Here is a 16,369-nt window from a genome sequence, read left to right as displayed (position 1 = left end):
CGTCAAGTGGTCATGCATCCAGGCTGATGTGCTGCGCCTTGGCCAGCTTGGACCAGCGGTCGAAATCCTTGCTGACATAGGCGGCGAACTGCGCCGGCGACATCGGCATGGGGATGATGGCTTCGGTGTCCAGCTGCTTCGTCAGCGCGGGGTCCTTCAGGACCTTGTTCAGCGCGGTATTCAGGGTTTGCACGATACCGGAATCCATGCCGGCCGGGCCGGACACCCCATACCACTGAAGCACGTCGTCAAAGCCCGTCATGCCCAATTCCTTGAACGTCGGGACATCGGGAAAGGCGGGATTGCGCTGTTCGCCTGTCAACGCGATGGCGCGCACGGCGCCGGAGCGCAGGTGCGGAACCGCGGCGGCCAGGCCGGGGAACATCGCCTGGGTCTGCTGGCCGAGCAGGTCGGTAAAGGCGGGCGCGATGCCCTTGTAGGCGATATGCACCATCTTCGTGCCGGCCTGCTGCTGCAGCAGCTCCATCAGCAAATGCGTCAGCGAACCGGCGCCGGCCGACCCGTAGTTCATATTGTTATGCGCCTTGGCGTAGGCGATGAACTCCTTCAGGTTGTGGATCGGCAGCTTGGCATTCACGACCAGCACGTTGGGCGTGCCGCCTATCATGCCGACGGCCGTGAAATCCTTGATCGGGTCATAGGGCACCTTGCGCGTGGCCGGGCTGGTGCCCAGGGTCGCGACATAGCCCTGCATCAGCGTGTAGCCATCGGGCTTCGAACGCATGGTCTTCTGGCAGGCGATCACGCCGCCCCCGCCGCTCTGGTTTTCCACCACGAAGGTCGCGTCCAGTTCCTTGCCCCACGCGCTGGTCGTGGCACGTCCCACGTAATCGCTGCCGCCGCCGGGCGCCACGGGCACGATGTAGGTGATCGGGTGGTCGGGGTACTTCGATGCGCCGAAAGAGGCGTAGGGCAGGCTAAGGGCGGTAGCGCCGGCGCCGAGCAGGAAGGAACGACGATTCACGGTATGTCTCCTTGTTGTAGCTGGTTTTTTACGGAATGGGACGAAGGTTGGTATCGCGCCGCGCCGTCCCGCGCGGCGGCACGGTTCATATGGCGGATAGGCGATCGTGGGCGTTGATAACGTGATCGGCGAGCAGCCGCGCGCAATGGTCGGCGTGCGCCGTCGTGATCGAATCGCGCAAGGCCTGCACGATCTGCTTGTGCTCGATGTTGGACTGTTCCCGGTGCGGTTCGGACGACAGGTTCTTCAGGCGCGCCAGGTGCAGCTTCTGGATGACCTCCCGGTAAGTCCTGGCGATCTCCCGATTGCCGGCGTACTCGATGAACAAGCCGTGAAAGCGCAGGTTCTCGCGGTAGTACGCCTGCGGATTCGCATCCCGGATAGCCTCGTCCATGGCCCGGACGCAAGGCTCCAGCGCGTCTACCAGCGCCTGGCGGCGCTCTGCCGGCAACTGCGACGCCATGCGGCCCGCATGGCTGTCCAGGATCGAACGGAATTGATAAAGATCGCGTACCTCGTCGTCGGAGAGTTCGCGCACGTACACGCCGGAATGCTTGCGCGACACCACCAGCCCCAGGCTTTCCAGCTCGCGCAGCGCCTCGCGCACCGGCACGCGGGAGACGTTCAGCCGCTCGACCAGCTCGGATTCCCGCAGGGCTTGTCCCGGTTCGAACTCGCCGGCCAGGATCTGGCTGAGAAGCCGGTCGCGCACCAGCTTGCCCAGCGAGGTGTTCTTGATTTCCGCGAATGTGTCTTGCGCGATGGGCGCCGAGAGCCAGTCCATAGCCATCCGAGAATTGCCGTTTGTCTAATCGTATACGATTATACGAGATACCGCACCGACTGGCCTATCCCCAGGCCCCCCTGCTTCCCGCCTTACATCCCTTCTCCGTCGTCCGGGCCGGCTGCCTGGCCCGCCCCGTCCTGCCCCACAGACGCCAGCCTATTGGCTTGCTGCCTTTTTGCCTCGCCGTCCCGCGGGTTTGGCCGCGCGCCGACCTCGATTTGTCGCAAAATCCGAAATTTTCTGCGACAAGTATTCACAAACTGATTTAAATTCGCTTCAATTCGGGATTTGTGCCCGATTCAGGACATGCCAATGCGAGACATCGCTTTTCTCCTCGAAGCCTCCTACCGCCGCGTCGATCGCGCGATGCTGCCCCTGCTATGGGTGCTGTTCGCCGTCGCGCTGGGCCTGGCCCCGCAGTACGGCCGCTGGACATCGGCGCTGGCCGTCGGCCTGCCGGCGGTGATACTGCCTTCCCTGCTGATCGTATGGTGGCCGGCGCGGCTGTTCACCCGCCTGACCGTGGCGACGGCGCTGATGGTCTTCGCCGCGCTGCATATCCATCTGATGTCGGGCATGACCGACATGCACTTCGGCGTGTTCGTCCTGCTGTCGCTGCTGCTGGCGTATCGGGACTGGCGGCCCATCGCCTGTGCCGCCGCGGTGATCGCCATCCACCATGTGTCCTTCAATTTCCTCCAGCAGTGGGGCTATGGGGTCTCCTGTTTCACCAGCCCCGGGCTGGGCATCGTGGCGCTGCACGCTTCCTACGTCGCGGTGCAGGCCATCGCGCTGGGCTGGCTTGCCTGGCGCATGGAAAAGGACGCCGTCACCGCCGAGGAACTGGCGCGCCTGAGCGCCCATCTGGGCCGTGAGGACGGCGTGTTCGACCTGCGTTTCGGCAGGCTGGACATGAACAGCGAACTGGCCAGCGCCTTCAAGGCCACCATGGACGCCGTGCACCTCACCATGAGCCATGTGCGTGTCGGCGCGCTGGCCATGTCGGGCGCTTCGCGCCAGCTCATGGAGGGCAACGGACAGCTGGAAGAACGTACCCGCATCCAGGCGGAGTCCCTGCAGCGGACCGTGGCCTCCATGCAGATGCTGGCCGACAATGTCCACAATAACGCCGCGAGCGCGGATACCGCCGCGCAGCTGGCAGTGACCGCGCGCTCCGTGGCCGGATCGGGCAGCCAGGCGGTCACCGAAGTGGCCAACGTGATGGGCGAGATCCGCCAGGAGGCGCAGAAAATCTCCGAGATCACCGGCCTGATCGACAGCATCGCGTTCCAGACCAACATCCTGGCGCTGAATGCGGCGGTGGAAGCCGCGCGCGCCGGCGAAAGCGGCCGCGGCTTCGCCGTCGTGGCCTCCGAAGTGCGGGCGCTGGCCCAGCGCAGCGCGACCGCGGCCAAGGATATCCGCGGCCTGATCACCGCGTCGCTGGACAAGACGGACAACGGCGCGCGCAAGGCCGACGATGCCGCGGCGGTCATGGGCGAAATCGTCGACAGCGTCGAGCGCGTGGCGACCATCGTCGCCGAGATCGGCCATGCCAGCCAGACGCAGCGCACTGGCATCGATGAAGTGAACGCCGCCGTCGCCGAGATCGATGAACTGACCCGGCAGAACGGCGCCCTGGTGACCGCCGCCGCGGGCGCATCCAAGACCCTGGAAGCCCAGTCCGCCCAACTGATGGAGGCCATCGGCGCCTTCCGCCTGTACGACAGCGCGGAAGCGGCGCTGATCCGCGAGCCGGCGCGCGACGAGGACGAGTACAGCGACGCCTCCGGCCCGGCCGCCATGGCGCCCTTGCTGCCGGCCTGAAGGCCAGGGACGCGACCGCCATGACGGCGTAAAAGCGCCGTGCTATACAGGACGCCGAAGGCATGGATCGCTGCCCCGCGCCCATGCCCGCGCGACTGCAGGCAGGGTACGGAGAAACGCATGCCATCCAAGGAGCACTGGGAAAACGTCTACGCCAGCAAGCCGGCGACGGCGGTCAGCTGGTACCAGCCGCACGCCGCGCTGTCGGTGGACATGATCCAACGCATCGGCCTGGGCCTTGACGCCGCCGTGATCGACATAGGCGGCGGCGCCTCGACGCTGGTGGACGATCTGGCCGGATGCGGATACGGCGACCTTACCGTATTGGATCTTTCCGGCGAAGCGCTGGCCATCGCCCGCCGGCGTCTGGGATCGCGCGGCGCGGCGGTCCGCTGGCTGGAAGCCGACGTCACGGCCGCGGCGCTGCCGACGGCACGGTTCGACATCTGGCATGACCGCGCCGTCTTCCATTTCCTGACCGATGAAGCGGACCGGCGTGCCTACGTCCGGCAAGTCATGCGGGCGGTGAAACCCGGCGGGCACGTCATCGTGGCGACGTTTTCACCGGACGGCCCCGCCGAATGCAGCGGACTGCCGGTGGTCCGGTACGATGCCGACACGCTGCATGGGGAGTTCGGCCCGGCATTCCAGTTGGTCGGACACGAGGATGAAGCCCACACGACGCCGGCCGGCCGCATCCAGCACTTCGTATATTGCCACTGCATCAAACCGCACTAGGCGTGCTCACGCCGCGATGGCTTCGTGCTCTTGCCGGCCGTGCCGGTGGGTGTTCGAGTCGCCCGGCCGGAAAACGCGCAGCCGATGGCCGTCCGGGTCCAGCACCACGAAGGTACGGCCGAAATCCATGTCCGTGGGCGGCTGCACGACCGCCAGGCCGCGGGCCTTCCAGTCGGCATACAGCGCGTGCAGGCTGTCGTCATCGCCGACGGGAATGCCCAGCTCGCATCCGCCGCCGCGCGTGATGACCATGGGTTCCGCATCGCGCCGCGACCACAGCCCCAGGCGGATGCCGGAGGACAGGTCGAACAATGCGAAGGTCGGCGAGGCTTCCACGGGCTTGCAGCCGAACAGCGATGAATAGAACGCCGCGCTGGCGACGGGGTTTTCGACGAAAAGCAAAACGTGGTTGGGGTGTGGCATGGTGCTTTCCTCTTTTTCATCGGCCGGACGACCGCGCGCGGCATCCGGGCATCCGGATGCAATGCGGTAGGCTATCCAGCCCTACTGTCAGAAATTGTCAGTAGCGTTGGCCGTCACTGGAATATCGTGGTGCCGGCCGAACGCCATGTCGCCGTATCGAACGACGGTCGAGGCCCGGCGGTCTCGACAACAGGCCGTCCGCCGTCGCGACGCCAGGCGGCGCCGTGACCGGCCGTACGATCAACAGGCCGTCATTCCGGGGTCGCGGCCGACATCAGCGCGCGCCAGGTTTTCAGCAGCGCCTGCCGGCGTTCCGGATAGCGGTCGCCCGGCGCGGCCAACGTGACGATGCGGTCGGTGCGAAAGTGGCGGAAACCCTGGCGCAGCTCGCACCACGCCGCCACGATGCGCACGCGCTCGAAAAATCCCAGCGCGAAAGGCCAGATGACCCGCGCCGTTTCGGCGGCGTGTTCGTCGCGATACTCGATGCGCAGTTTGCGCTCCCTGCGTATGGAGTCCCGGATCAGCGCGACGTCCGCCGTATCCGTCACCTGCTCGCCCGGGACCACGAACAGCGCGCCGTCGTCGAATTCGTGCCCCAGCTCCGGCGGCAGCACCGCGGCGATTTTCGCCAGCGCGTTGCGTGCCGCCTGGCCCAGCTGGCTGTCCGCGTGTTCGGCCACCCAGCGCGATCCCAGCACCAGCGCCTGGATTTCCTCTTCGGAAAACATCAGCGGCGGCAGCATGAAGCCGGGCCGCAATACATAGCCCACGCCGGCCTCGCCCTCGATGTGCGCCCCTTGCGCCTGCAACAGCGCGATGTCGCGGTACAGCGTACGCAGGCTGATGCCCAAATGCCCGGCCAGCAGCGCGCCGCTCACCGGATAGCGGTGGCGGCGCAGCATCTGCAGCAGGTCGAGCAGCCGTTGGGCGCGTGACATTGGGTTGGGGGCGGGATGGCGCCTGGATCATTGGACGGAATTATGCCGTCCGGCGCGCCGGCGCGGCTGCCAATTTCAACGCAATTCCTGCCCAAAAGTCCGAACGGCGGAGTCGGACCGTGACTTGGCCCGGCGCCGCCGACCGTCTCCGCGCCCCCCCCGCGCTGGAGGCGCGGGCGCTTCGTCCGCTAATTCGCGCGCGGCAGCGCGTATGCCCAGGGCCGGCCGCCGGTATCGCGGCCGCGGAACGCGTCGATATCCTGGCGCATGGTCAGCGTCAGGTCGATCTCGTCCAGGCCGCCCAACAGCATCGCGCGCAACCGCGCGGGCGACGGGAACGACAGCACCTCGCCGCGCGCCGTGGTAACGGTGTTGCGCTCCAGGTCGACGTCGATCAGCGCGTCGGCCCCGCGCGCCATCGCGTCCGCCGCCATGGCCTCGACCGTGGGTTCCGGCAGGATCACCGGCACCATGCCGTTGCGAAAGCAATTGCCGTAGAAAATGTCGCCGAACGACGCGGCAATGATGACGCGCATGCCCCATTGGCGCAGCGCCTTGGGCGCGCCCTCGCGCGACGAACCGCAACCGAAATTGCGGCCGGCCAGCAGGATAGTGGCCTCGCTAAAGGGTGCGCGGTTCAGGATGAAGTCGGGATTCGGCGTGCCGTCCGGCCGCGTCTTCCATTCCGAGAACAGGCCTTCCTTCAGCACCCCCGGCTCATGCGCGCGCGGCAGGAAGCGCGACGGAATCATCTGGTCGGTATCGATATTGATCTGCATCAGCGGCGCGGCGTAACCCCGGATGCTCGAAAATTTTTCCATGTCAGGCTCCGCTCGGCAATTGGCGCACATGGGTCATGCGTCCGGTCACCGCGGACGCGGCCACCGTGGCCGGACTGGCCAGGTGCGTGCGCGACCCCAATCCCTGCCGGTTTTCGAAATTGCGATTGGTCGTGCTCATGATGCGCTCGCCCTTGAAACGGTCCTTGCCTTGGGCGCACAGACCGCAGCCCGAGTCGTGCCATTCGAAACCGGCCTCCAGGAAGACCCGGTCCAGGCCCTCTGCCTCGGCATCGCGCTTGACCTGGGTGCTGCCCGGCACGCAGATCGCCGTAACGCCCGCGGCCACCTTGCGGCCCTTCAGGACGGCGGCGGCCTCGCGCAGGTCGGACAGCCTCGCGTTGGTGCAGGAGCCGATATACGCCGCGTCGATGCGGACATCCTGCGCCCGCGTGCCGGGCTCCAGGCCCTGGTAGCGCAGCGCGCGCTCGACCCATGCGCGTTCGCCGGGGTCGGCGTAATCCGACGGCGACGGAATACGGCCGCTGATGGGAATCACGTGCTGCGGACTGGTGCCCCAGCTCACCTGGGGCTCCAGCGCCGTGCAATCGATGTCGATTTCGCGGTCGAAGCGCGCGCCGTCATCGTGCGCCAGCGCGCGCCAGTGCGCCTCCGCGGCGTCCCATTGCGCGCCCCCGGGCGCGAACTCGCGGCCGTACAAATACTCGTAGGTCGCGTCGTCGGGCGCCACGAAACCGTACTTGGCGGAGAACTCGATGGCCATATTGCACAGCGTCATCCGCGCCTCGATCGGCAGCGCGGCAACGGCCGGCCCGGCGAACTGCACCGCGTGCCCCGTGCCGCCGTTGGCGCCCACGCGCGAGATCAGGTTCAGGACCATATCCTTGGCGTACACATGCGGCGGCAGGATGCCGTGGAAATTCACGCGCATGGTTTTGGGCCGCGTTTGCATCAAGACCTGCGTCGCCAGGACATGCTTGCACTCGGACGCGCCTATCCCCCAGGCCAGCACGCCCAGGCCGCCGAGCGTACAGGTATGGCTGTCCGGACAGACCACCGTCAGGCCCGGCAGCGCGATACCGAGCTCGGGCGCGATCACATGGGCTATCCCCTGCCGCGCGTCGTCCACGTCGATGAAGTGCAGCCCCAGTTTGCGCGACAACAGGCGCGACTCGTCGATCAGCTGCGTGCCGATGTCGTTCCAGCCCTTGCGGATACCGATGCCGGGTTTGGTTTGGACCGCATGGTCGATCAGGCTGAACACCTGGGCGGGGCTGGCGACGGCGCGGCCTTCCTGCCGCAGTTCGCGCATGGCAACGGTGCCCATGGCTTCGTGCAGCATCAGGCGGTCGATCTGCAGCAAGTGCTCCCGCTCGTCGAATGCCTTGATGAAATGCTCGTCCCAGATCTTGTCGAAATAGGTGCGCGGCTTCGATGCAGCCGCGCCGGCATGGGCAGTTTCAGCCATGTTTCTTTCCTCGATAGGTATGGCGGTCCCGGAGGCCACGCTCCGGAAGCCGTCCTTGCATGCCTCGCGGCCGGATCCCGCGCCGGCGGCGCGTTCAGCCTTGCGCCGAGATATGGGCGGTTTCGATCACCTTCCTGTACTTCGCGATTTCGCTCTGGATGTACGCCGCGAACTGCTGCGGCGTGCCGGGCATCGCCTCCGTGCTGTTCTTGTCGAACGCGGCGATCACATCCGGCAGCGCCAGCGCCTTGTTCACTTCCTGGTTCATCCGCATCACCACGTCGTCGGGCGTCTTTGCCGGCGCCAGCAGGCCCGCCCACGTCGCGGAAACGATGTCGTAGCCCTGTTCGCGCATCGTCGGCACGTCCGGCGCGAAGCGCGAACGCTTATCCGTGGCCATGCCCAGCACGACCAGCTTGCCGGCCTGGACCAGATCGCGCAAGTCCAGCCAGGTACCGAACATCATGGTGGTATGGCCGCCCAGCAAATCGGTCAGCGCCGGCCCCTGGCCCTTGTAGGGGATATGGGTGATATCCAGGCCGCCCATCTGCTGCTTCAGCATCTCTCCCGCCAGATGCGGTGTCGTGCCCACGCCGAACGAGCCGTAGCTGAGCTTGCCCGGATTGGCCAGCGCGGCCTTCTTCAGGTCGGCCAGGCTCTTCAGGCCGCTGCCCGGATACACCGCCAGCGCCTGGTCGGACGCGCCCATCATCGCCACGGGCCGCAGGTCGCGCAGGCTGTCATAAGGCAGATGCTTGACCAGCACGCTGTTGACACAAAAGCTGCCCGCCACGCAGACATACGAGTAACCGTCCGGCGCCGACTTCGCCACGAAATCGACGCCGATCACCGTGCCGGCACCGGGCTTGTTTTCGACGATGGCCGCCTGGCCGACGCTCTGTCCCACCTTGGTCCCGATCAGGCGCGTCACGAAATCGGTGGTGCCGCCGGGCGGGAAAGGAACGATCAGGCGCAGGGGCTTGTCGGGCCAGTCCGCCGCGCGCGCGGTGCCGGCCAGGCCGGACATTGCCGCCAGAGCGGCACCGCCGAGCAGCATGCTGCGGCGCGATAAGGACGAATGGGCGATCGGTTGCATGGAAGGTCTCCGCGTTATGGGTGGCGCGCACACCTATCGCGAGGACGCGCGCAAGAGCCGGAGGCGCGTCTTCCATCGCGCGCTCCGGCGAAAAACGTGGAGTATCGTGACTGCCCAGGGGGCCGGCAAATTGGTTGGACCAGTAAAGCGATGCCCCGGCGTTCCGCCCCTTCCGGGGCGGCGCCAGGACAGCGCTACCAAGCCCATCAGCCCACGGCCTGTTCCCGCGTATCCGGAATCAACCGTTTGCCGTAGCTGATCACATCGTCCTGCCTGAACCCCAGCACGCGGTAGAAGTCCTGCACCGCCTGGTTGTCGCCGCGTATCAGCAGATTGATCTTGGGGCAGCCGGCCTGGATAAACCGCTGTTCCACCGCATCGATAAGCGCCTTGCCGTAGCCGCGCTTGCGGCAGGCTGGGTCGACCGAAAGGTAGTTGATCCATCCGCGATGGCCGTCGTAGCCGGCCATGACCGAGGCGACGACGCGATCGCCGACCGTTCCCACCAGGAACCATTCGGGCTGCACCGTCAGCTTGCGCGCGATGTCCCTGTGCGGGTCGTTCCATGGACGGGTCAGCCCGCAGGCGTGCCAAAGCTGGATAACGCAGCTTCGTCGCGCGACTGGTAGGGCCGGATGTCGAGATCGGGGTGATGCATGCTTGCGCTCCTTGAAGGTAGGGAACGAAGGCCGGGGACATCACCGCATGGGCAGATAGAAAAACGCAAAGGCCACGGGGATGTCGTGGCCTTCAGGGTGGATCGCCGGATCAGCGGCAATCGAACGGCATGAAACCACTCAACGTCGGCGTCGAGTGATTCGTCGGAAAGCGAAGGCGGCGGGGATGCCGATGATGGATGTATTCACTTGCGGTGTCGGGATTTTGCCGGCATGGATGGCGGGCTCGCGGGAAACGTTCCTGCCGCAGCGTGTCCAGGTATGGTGGCGAGCTTACCCTGGCATGTCGACGCGTGGCAAACCTTACCGGCGGGACGCAGCGCCGGCGTCGCTCGCGTGCAACGACGCGCGCAGCCAATCGATAAATGCGTCGGCCTGCGGCGCAAGGGTACGCCCGGCAGCCGGCAAGGCGCATAGACCGCCGTCGAACGCCACCGTGCCAAACGGCGCGACCAGCCGCCCTTCGCCGAGTTCGCGCGCGATCAGGCGTTGTTCGACCAATGCCACGCCCAGGCCCGACAGCGCGGCCTCGATACAAAGGTGGGTATGCGGGAAAGCCAGCGTGTCGCCGCGCGCGACGGACCGGCCCGTCTTCGCTTCCCACTGATCCCAGGCGCTGGAGGTGTATTCATGCGCGATGCGCGCACGCTTGCGCGGGGGCAGTTTCGCGTAATCCGGCGTGCACACCGCGGCGAAGCTTACCGGCGCCAGCGGGAGCGCGCGGCGGCGGTCCGCGTCGCTATAGCCGGAAAGATCCCAGGCCAGCAGCAGATCGGCGCCCTCGTTGCGCATTTCGCGGGCGGACGTCATGGACAGGCGGATGCGGATGTCCGGATGCGCCCGGTAGAACGCCGCCAGTTGCGGCACCAGCCAGCGCATGGCGAAAGTCGCGCTGCAGGCCACGTGCAGGCCCGGGCCGCGCGCGTGGCGGCCCAGCCTATCGTAGGCTTGCTCCAGCTGGTCGAACACCGACCGCACGGCCACGTGGAAATCGCTGCCGGCCTGCGTCAACCGCAGGCCGGTCCCGTCCTTTTCGAACAGCGCGACGCCGGCGTGTTCATGCAGCAGGCGCAGATGGCGGCTGACCGCGCCATGCGTGCGGCACAGTTCTTCGGCGGCGCGAGTCACCGATCCGGTACGGGCGACGGCTTCGAAAGCCCGCACAGCGGCGAGCGGAGGCAATTGGCGCAAGGGAAAGCCCGATGATGAATATCGCCGCGATCATTCAATAAAAATCGCCTTGGATCAAGCGGGCCGTGCCGTCGCGCCTGCGATAAGGTCCTTGCCTGACGAACGGACGGGGCGCGCGGCTGCCCGCGCGCCCCGTCCATCACCGGCTGGCCGGTGCGCGTTTACTTGCCATATTTGGCCTTGGCGTCGGCCATGCACGCGTCCTTGGCGTTGCCGCTCATGGCATCGCACTTTTCCTTGGCGACCTTGTAGTCGGCGTCACGCTTGTCCTTGTTGGCATCGTGGCGGGCTTCGGCCTGCTCCTTGCCCGCCTTCTCGTCCGCCTTGGCCTTCTCGCGGGTGGCCTTGGCCTGCTGCTCGCAGACGTCCTTGTCATTGCCCTTCATGCCATCGCACTTCTTCTGGTCGGCGCGATACTGGGCATCGATGGCCTTCTCTTTCGCGCTTTCGGCGTGGGCACCCACGGAAAAGGCGGACAGGGCGATCAGGGCACTTGCGAGAACCGGCTTCATGGCGTTCATATACTTCTCCTCATGATTTGGCACCCGGCCTTCCTCTTGCAATGAACGAGGAGGCCGTGGCGCGGGTGCGGCCCTATGCCGCACCGCGGTCCGGATAGAGCAAGTGCTGTGCCGCGGCGGACGCGGGCCCCCAACATCGCATGCATTGCCCAAAAAGAAAAAGCTTGCGTTATCTATCTGTCAGTAGATAGAATGCCTTCCATGGAAACGACGACCGTCCGCGAACAGCTGTTGAACCATGCCAGGGTGCTACTGATGACCCGCGGGTACAACGGCTTCAGCTACCGAGACCTTGCGACGCTGGTTGGCGTAAAGACGTCCAGCATCCACTACTACTTTCCCACCAAGGAAGACCTGGTGCTGGAGGCCGTCAACCGCTACAGCACGGAAGTGCTTGCCCAGGTGCGCGCCATCGACGACGCGCAGTCCGCCGCGCGCCAGCTGGAAGCCTACGCGCAGGCCTTCGGGATGTTGATGCACGATGGCGACCGCATCTGCCTGTGCGGCATGCTCGCCTCGGACATCGCGTCGCTGCCAGAGAACGTCCGCAGCGCTGTGCAGGGGTTCTTCCGGGCTAACGAACGTTGGCTGGAGGGCGTGCTTGCGCGGGGCCGCGACGATGGCACGCTGCGCGTCAGCGGCGATCTCGGATCCGCCGCGCGCGCGCTGTATGCCGCCTTCCAGGGCAGCGTGCTGGCGGCGCGGCTGTTCGGGTCCAAGGCAAGATTGCAGGATGTGGTCGCCAGCGTACGGCAAGGCGAACACAAGAAAGACCGCCGGGCGAAATAACCGCCCGCACGGATTTGGCCCACGGTACGCGAGCCGGCGTACCGGCCTCGCTTAATGCGAGGTTTTTTTCAACCCCTTTGTCTATCTATAGATAGATAGATTTCTTGACCCACGGAGAAACACCATGAAAGCCTTCAAGAAACTGATCCTCGCCGGCCTGGTTGCCAGCCTCTCCACCGCCGCCGTCGCGGCGGGCACCGCGGGCAGCGACAATGCCAAGCCTCATCCCGACACCAAGGTGGCCGATTTCCTGCGGGTATTGAATGGCAGCAAGGGACCGGCCATAGAAACCCTGTCGCCGCAGAAAGCCCGCGCGGTGCTGGTCGGCGCGCAGGAAAGCGTGAAGGTGGATCTGTCCGGCATCGAGGTGTCCGAGAAAACCATCACACAGGATGGCCTGACCGTACCCCTGACGATCGTGCGTCCGGCCGGCGCCACGGGAACTTTGCCGGTGTTCATGTTCTTCCATGGCGGTGGCTGGATCCTGGGCGATTACCCCACGCACCAGCGACTGGTGCGCGACCTGGTGGTGCAGTCGGGCGCCGTGGCGGTATTCGTCAACTACACGCCTTCGCCAGAGGCGCACTACCCCGTGGCCATCAACCAGGCCTACGCCGCGACCAAGTGGGTCGCGCAGCACGGCCAGGAGATCAACGTCGACGGCAGCCGCCTGGCGGTGGTGGGCAATAGCGTGGGCGGCAACATGGCGGCCGTGGTCAGCCTGATGGCGAAGGACCGCCAAGGCCCGGCCATTCGCTTCCAGGGCCTGTTGTGGCCCGTCACCGATCACAACTTCAACACGGGCTCGTACAAGGAATACGCCAACGGCTACTTCCTGAGCCGTTCGATGATGCGCTGGTTCTGGGACGCCTATACGCGGGACGAAGCGCAGCGCAACGACAAGTACGCCTCGCCCCTGCGCGCATCGCTGCAGGACCTGAAAGGCCTGCCCCCGGCGCTGGTCCAGGTCGCCCAGTTCGATGTGCTGCGCGACGAGGGCGAAGCCTACGGCGCCAAACTGGATGCCGCCGGCAACGAAGTCACGGTTACCCGCTACAACGGCACCATCCATGACTATGGCCTGCTCAACGCCCTGGCCGACGATGCCGTCACGCGCACCGCGCTGACGCAGATGGCCAACGAGATCCGTATCCGCCTGCGTTAAGCGTCCCGCGCGTCGCCGGCCCCGATCCATTCCTCACCGGGCGGGGCCGGCCGCCGTTATCACTCCGGGCGGCGCACTACTCGTATCGTCCCGCTGTTGCCGCCGCCGCAATACAACAAATCCCGCCCATCGGCCTCCAGTCCGGACACGCCGGTGCCGGCGGGCAGATCCAGCTGGGTAAGCACCTCGCCCGTGGCGGCATCGATTTTCCGCAGGTCGCTGGCGTCGCCCTCCCAGGTGCCGTGCCACAGCTCGCCATCCAGCCAGGTCACGCCCGTGACGAAGCGATTGGACTCGATGGTGCGCAGGATCTTCCCCGTTGCGGGATCGAGTTGATGGATTTTGCGCTCGCGATACTGCGCGATCCAAAGGAAACCCTCGGCCCATGCCATTCCGGAGCAGCCCGGCGGCGCCGGAATGGCGCCGGATACATGCCCCGTCCGCGGATCGATTTTCTGGATCCGGTCGCCCGCGATCTGGAAAATATGCTTGCCGTCGAAGGCGGTGCCCGCATTGGCCTCGACGTCGATGGTACGCAGGGTCGTTCCCTTGTGCGCGTCCACGCAGTGCAGCTTATCCCCGGACGCGAACCAGACATGCTCGCCGTCGTAGGTCACGCCGTGCACGGCGCTGACGCCGGGAAAGGGCCCCAATTCACGGATGATGCGGGCAGGTTGTTTCATGGGGTCCTCTCCTCGTTCATGGAATCGATAGGTTCTTATGGACCGATGCTAATCAACGATGGGCGGCAGCGGGAGTAACAAGGTTGTCGTGTAGCCCGGCGGCGCCGGCGCCATCCAGCGGCGCGCGCGGCCGCGCCCGGCGGCCTGGGCCTTGCCGCGCGAGGCCAGGGTTTCCAGCGCGCGCTGCACCGTGCGCTGGCTGGCGCCCAGCGCCAACGCCAGCGCGGAGCTGGACCACGATTCGCCATCGGACAGCAGCGCCATCACCGCCGCGTGCGGCTCTTCGGAGGGATGCGCCAGGACCACCACGTCGCGCCCGCCGCGCGGCGTCAGCTGGAACCCGCGCGGCGTGGCGTCGATGCCGGCCAGGCCTTGCAGCGCGCGGCGCAGGCGGCCGATTTCCACGCGCAGGCGCACGCGGTGCGACTCGTCGCCGTGGCGCGTCCGGAACGCCGTTTCGATGAGACTGTCCCGGGAGACATCGGCCGGCCATGCCTGGGCCAGCAGCCTTGCCAGGGTGAACAATACGGGGCGCGTCGCCAGCAGTACCGTGGTGTTGCCTTCGACGACGACATGGCGGCAGGCATCGACGATGAAGGACCGCGAGCCCAGTATCGCTTCCACCTCTTCCAGCCGCAGCAGGCGTTCGGCCCCGGCTGCCACCAGGCGCGCGGCCGGGATCTGCAGCGCGCGCGCGGCGCCGTCGACTTCCGCCATCAGCGCGGGGATGCCGGCATTGCGCGCGGCGCGGCGCGCGCGTACCAGCGCATCGCGGGCCGCGCCGGCGTGCACCCTGCGTATCGCGATGCCCGCGCGCGCGAGTTCGTGCGCCACCCGGGTAGCGGGGCTCAAGGCGGTGGGATCGATGCCGGCAATGGCACGGTCGGCTTCGTCCAGGCGGCCGAGCAGCAGCAGGCGCCGCACCTCCAGGTGCCGCGCGTGCGCGGCATTCATGCGGTCGCCATGCGCGTCCAGTGTCGCCCGCGCCGCGTCCAGCGCCTTGGCGGGCCACGCCAGGTCCCGCGACACCAGCGCGATCTCGGCTTCGGCCACGACGCAGCGCGCGCGTGCCGCGGCATCGCGGCCGCCGTAACGCGTGGCCGCGCGGCGCAATAGCGCCCTGGCGCGCGCGAAATCCCCCAGCTGCGCCATCGCCAGGCCCCGCAAGGCCAGCGCCGGCGCGTCCTCGCATAGGGCGACGCGGTTCAGCGCACCCAGCGGATCGCCCGCCGCCAACGCCCGCGCCGCCATCGTGATCAGCTGTTCCATAAGGATTCCGCCAAATTTGTCACTCCCTGCCGCGGGCAGGGCGTCCGTAATCTACCACTGCCCGGCAATCGAACGAAGTGCCGGCGAACACGGGCGGGCGCATCGATGGACACGACAGGCAAGCACGACACGGCAACGGTCCAACAGGCAGCCACCGCGAAACGCCATCCATGGCGGCTTCCCGCGGCGGCGCGCGCGGCACCGCCATATCGGCGCTTCGGCGGCTGCGCGCTGGTGCTCCTGGCGTGCGCGGGATTGACAGCGGCATGGCACATCGCGCTGCCTGCCATCGCACGCCTGCCCCTGTGCGGCGAATCGATGCCGGGGACGATGTGGCTGCGCATGCCGGGACAGACATGGCCGGGCGCGGCCCTCTCCTTCCTGGCCATGTGGACCGCGATGATGGCAGCGATGATGCTGCCCGTCCTGGCGCCCGCGTTGTGGCGCTATCGGCGGGCGATAGGCGCCGGCGGCGCGGCAGCCGCGCGGGTTCATCCGGACCGCGCCGTCGTAGTGGCAGCGTGCGGATACCTTGCCGTGTGGGCCGGCCTGGGCGTTTTCATTTATCCCCTGGGCGCGGCGCTGGCCGCCCTGCGCATGCACCAGCCGGTCCTGGCGCACGCGGACACCTACGCCGTGCCGGGCATCGTGGCGGCGGCTGGCCTGTTGCAGCTCACCGCCTGGAAAGCGCGCCATCTGGCCTTTTGCAGCGATGCGCCGATCGACCTCGCCACGCAGGCCCCCGTGCGGCGTGCATGGCGCTACGGCACGCGGCTGGGCGGTCACTGCATCCAGGCCTGTTGCGGACTGACCGCGGTATTGCTCGCGACCGGTCTCATGAACCCGGCGTCGATGATCGCCGTCACCGTCGCCGTTGCCGCCGAACGCCTGCCGCGCAACGGCACGCGCGTCGCCCGCGCCACCGGTGCCGTGCTGGTGCTGGCCGCGCTGGCCATGGCCGCGCGAGGGGATCTGGCTTGATATGCAGGCACGGCGGCAACGGCGCGCG

16 protein-coding genes and 1 pseudogene are annotated in these 16,369 nt (G+C 66.9%); 5 read left to right on the top strand and 12 right to left on the bottom strand.

Going from position 1 to position 16,369, the window contains the following annotated elements; all coding sequences use genetic code 11:
• Window positions 1–10: 10 nt before the first annotated feature.
• Window positions 11–985, bottom strand: coding sequence for a Bug family tripartite tricarboxylate transporter substrate binding protein (locus CAL28_RS04260; RefSeq protein ID WP_094840132.1), 975 nt, complete (start codon window positions 983–985; stop codon window positions 11–13).
• An 85-nt stretch (window positions 986–1,070) separates the two neighbouring features.
• Window positions 1,071–1,775: a GntR family transcriptional regulator gene (locus CAL28_RS04255; protein WP_254925978.1), complete on the bottom strand. Its 705-nt coding sequence runs from the start codon at window positions 1,773–1,775 to the stop codon at window positions 1,071–1,073.
• A 303-nt stretch (window positions 1,776–2,078) separates the two neighbouring features.
• Here CAL28_RS04255 and CAL28_RS04250 point away from each other — a divergent pair, with 303 nt between their 5' ends.
• Both CAL28_RS04250 and CAL28_RS04245 read left to right on the top strand, forming a co-directional pair.
• Complete coding sequence (locus CAL28_RS04250; RefSeq protein WP_440588349.1) at window positions 2,079–3,599, top strand: methyl-accepting chemotaxis protein; 1,521 nt, start codon at window positions 2,079–2,081, stop codon at window positions 3,597–3,599.
• A 120-nt stretch (window positions 3,600–3,719) separates the two neighbouring features.
• Window positions 3,720–4,337: a class I SAM-dependent methyltransferase gene (locus CAL28_RS04245; RefSeq protein WP_094840130.1), complete on the top strand. Its 618-nt coding sequence runs from the start codon at window positions 3,720–3,722 to the stop codon at window positions 4,335–4,337.
• A gap of 6 nt (window positions 4,338–4,343) precedes the next feature.
• On the opposite strand, the gene CAL28_RS04240 is transcribed toward CAL28_RS04245, so the two are convergent.
• The 8 genes and pseudogenes from CAL28_RS04240 to CAL28_RS04205 form a co-directional block, all read right to left on the bottom strand.
• Window positions 4,344–4,760, bottom strand: coding sequence for a VOC family protein (locus CAL28_RS04240; RefSeq protein ID WP_094840129.1), 417 nt, complete (start codon window positions 4,758–4,760; stop codon window positions 4,344–4,346).
• 251 nt (window positions 4,761–5,011) lie between these two features.
• Window positions 5,012–5,701, bottom strand: a complete 690-nt coding sequence (locus CAL28_RS04235) for a helix-turn-helix transcriptional regulator (protein WP_094840128.1) — start codon at window positions 5,699–5,701, stop codon at window positions 5,012–5,014.
• Between the two features lie 188 nt (window positions 5,702–5,889).
• Window positions 5,890–6,522 carry a 3-isopropylmalate dehydratase small subunit gene (gene leuD, locus CAL28_RS04230; protein WP_176463866.1) on the bottom strand — a complete coding sequence of 211 codons (633 nt, stop codon included), beginning with the start codon at window positions 6,520–6,522 and terminating at the stop codon, window positions 5,890–5,892.
• Window position 6,523: 1 nt separating this feature from the next.
• Entirely contained in the window at window positions 6,524–7,969 is a 1,446-nt protein-coding gene (locus CAL28_RS04225) for a 3-isopropylmalate dehydratase large subunit (protein ID WP_094840126.1), read from the bottom strand.
• Between the two features lie 94 nt (window positions 7,970–8,063).
• Window positions 8,064–9,065 carry a Bug family tripartite tricarboxylate transporter substrate binding protein gene (locus CAL28_RS04220; protein WP_094840125.1) on the bottom strand — a complete coding sequence of 334 codons (1,002 nt, stop codon included), beginning with the start codon at window positions 9,063–9,065 and terminating at the stop codon, window positions 8,064–8,066.
• Between the two features lie 206 nt (window positions 9,066–9,271).
• A pseudogene (locus CAL28_RS04215) lies at window positions 9,272–9,723 on the bottom strand (GNAT family acetyltransferase).
• A gap of 322 nt (window positions 9,724–10,045) precedes the next feature.
• Window positions 10,046–10,933 carry a LysR substrate-binding domain-containing protein gene (locus CAL28_RS04210; RefSeq protein WP_094840124.1) on the bottom strand — a complete coding sequence of 296 codons (888 nt, stop codon included), beginning with the start codon at window positions 10,931–10,933 and terminating at the stop codon, window positions 10,046–10,048.
• 161 nt (window positions 10,934–11,094) lie between these two features.
• Complete coding sequence (locus CAL28_RS04205) at window positions 11,095–11,454, bottom strand: hypothetical protein (RefSeq protein ID WP_094840123.1); 360 nt, start codon at window positions 11,452–11,454, stop codon at window positions 11,095–11,097.
• 201 nt (window positions 11,455–11,655) lie between these two features.
• Here CAL28_RS04205 and CAL28_RS04200 point away from each other — a divergent pair, with 201 nt between their 5' ends.
• Window positions 11,656–12,243 (top strand): TetR/AcrR family transcriptional regulator, encoded by a 588-nt coding sequence (locus CAL28_RS04200; RefSeq protein WP_094840621.1) that lies wholly within the window; start codon window positions 11,656–11,658, stop codon window positions 12,241–12,243.
• Between the two features lie 124 nt (window positions 12,244–12,367).
• Window positions 12,368–13,408 (top strand): alpha/beta hydrolase, encoded by a 1,041-nt coding sequence (locus CAL28_RS04195; protein WP_094840122.1) that lies wholly within the window; start codon window positions 12,368–12,370, stop codon window positions 13,406–13,408.
• 59 nt (window positions 13,409–13,467) lie between these two features.
• Here the strand turns inward: CAL28_RS04195 and CAL28_RS04190 are convergent, their stop codons facing one another.
• Together CAL28_RS04190 and CAL28_RS04185 are read right to left on the bottom strand one after the other, a co-directional pair.
• The gene (locus CAL28_RS04190; protein WP_094840121.1) at window positions 13,468–14,091 is read right to left on the bottom strand and encodes a Vgb family protein; all 624 of its coding nucleotides are present in this window, start codon (window positions 14,089–14,091) and stop codon (window positions 13,468–13,470) included.
• 48 nt (window positions 14,092–14,139) lie between these two features.
• Window positions 14,140–15,360 carry a helix-turn-helix domain-containing protein gene (locus CAL28_RS04185; RefSeq protein WP_094840120.1) on the bottom strand — a complete coding sequence of 407 codons (1,221 nt, stop codon included), beginning with the start codon at window positions 15,358–15,360 and terminating at the stop codon, window positions 14,140–14,142.
• A 105-nt stretch (window positions 15,361–15,465) separates the two neighbouring features.
• On the opposite strand from CAL28_RS04185, the gene CAL28_RS04180 reads away from it, so the two are divergent.
• Window positions 15,466–16,341 carry a DUF2182 domain-containing protein gene (locus CAL28_RS04180; RefSeq protein WP_094840119.1) on the top strand — a complete coding sequence of 292 codons (876 nt, stop codon included), beginning with the start codon at window positions 15,466–15,468 and terminating at the stop codon, window positions 16,339–16,341.
• Window positions 16,342–16,369: the final 28 nt, after the last annotated feature.

Origin of the sequence: Bordetella genomosp. 11, from assembly GCF_002261215.1 — a bacterium.
Taxonomy (GTDB): Bacteria; Pseudomonadota; Gammaproteobacteria; order Burkholderiales; family Burkholderiaceae_B; genus Bordetella_C.
The sequence above is the reverse complement of the archived record's forward strand: the minus strand, read 5'-3'. Positions and strand labels throughout refer to the sequence as shown.